Source organism: Sphingobium nicotianae, assembly GCF_018603885.1.
Lineage (GTDB): Bacteria > Pseudomonadota > Alphaproteobacteria > Sphingomonadales > Sphingomonadaceae > Sphingobium > Sphingobium nicotianae.
This window is the reverse complement of the sequence record NZ_JAHGAW010000023.1, coordinates 1-1,236: the sequence shown is the minus strand read 5'-3', so window position 1 is coordinate 1,236 and position 1,236 is coordinate 1. Positions and strand designations below refer to the sequence as shown.

Genomic DNA, 1,236 nt, shown 5'->3' with positions numbered 1-1,236 from the left:
GGAGGCACCTTGTCCGAGCCTTCATGATCGCGGCCGGGCGTTATGGGGTGGACGTCTCTGTGTCCGACACGAGGTTTGATCCTCCACGATCCGGGCGAGATCGTCCTGGCATGGCTGAGCGGGCGAAGGTCGCTGGGATCAAGTCCAGCGGAACTCAGTCTCATTCAGCCAAAGCGAGTGCAGCAGGATGGCAATCTTGCGAGCGACGGCGACCTTTGCGCGCTTGGTGCCTTTGCTTTCGAGGAGGCGTCGTCCCCATTGCTGCAACGGGAATGGGCGTTTTACTCGAGACAGCATGACGTTGGCGGCCTCGAACAGAGCCCGCCGCAGCATGGGGTCACCGGCTTTGGATATGCTGCCACGAACATCGCGTTCGCCAGACTGGCTGCGTCGGGGAACCAGGCCAGCGTAGGCGCCCACATCTTCGCTTCTGGCAAAGCGGTGCGGATCTTCGATGGTCGCAGCGAAGGTGAGCGCCGTGATGGGCCCAACGCCGGGCACCGTCATCAGGCGGGCACAGACAGGATCGGCGCTGGCGCGTTCTTCCAGGACACGATTAGATGCTCCGAGCTGCTGCTCCATCATCTCGATGGACTTCATCAGTGGTGCAAACAGTTGCTCAAGATCAGGGCGCTGTCGGTACAGCGCCGCCAGTCGCTCCGCACGCTGGCCCGGCGTCCTGGCGTAACCGAGCTTCAAGCCGAATAGCTTCAAAAGGCCGCGGAGCTGGTTCGCCATTGCGTTACGCGCGGTGATGAGCTGCGCACGAATCCGCAAGGCAGCACGATCAATGTGGCTGGCCGAGGCCTTCATGTGGATACGCTTGAACCAGCCGGTCCGCGCAAGATGGGCGAGGCCCTCGGCGTCATGAACATCGCTCTTGTTCACACGCGTCGACAAAACGCCCTTGGCGTGACGCGCGCAGATGCACTCGACCGGCACGGCCCGCTCGGCCAGCCCATGATATAAGAATGTCGAGAGCGGCCCGGTCTCCAGCACGACCCGCTTGAGCTCCGGACAATGACGGTCCAACCACGCGGCCAGCACGTCCGGATCGCTCACCACGACATCGCGCCGTATGACGCTGCCTTCCGCATCCACCGTGCAAATATGCGTGGTCTTGTCGCTAACATCCAATCCTGCATAGATCGACATCGGTCACCCTCCTGCATTGAAGCGTTCACACGACTTCGTACCATCCAGGAGGGTGGCTAGATCAATTACGCGGTGTCCGAC

General features: G+C 61.7%; 1 protein-coding gene. It reads right to left on the bottom strand.

The window, feature by feature from the left end; translation table 11 throughout:
- Positions 1-138 precede the first annotated feature (138 nt).
- Complete coding sequence (locus KK488_RS21175) at positions 139-1,155, bottom strand: IS110 family RNA-guided transposase (protein ID WP_214625720.1); 1,017 nt, start codon at positions 1,153-1,155, stop codon at positions 139-141.
- Between the last annotated feature and the right edge of the window lie 81 nt (positions 1,156-1,236).

Excerpts from the sequence above, each read along its gene's own strand:
- KK488_RS21175 (WP_214625720.1), bottom strand. The coding sequence starts at position 1,155 with ATGTCGATCTATGCAGGATTGGATGTTAGCGACAAGACCACGCATATT.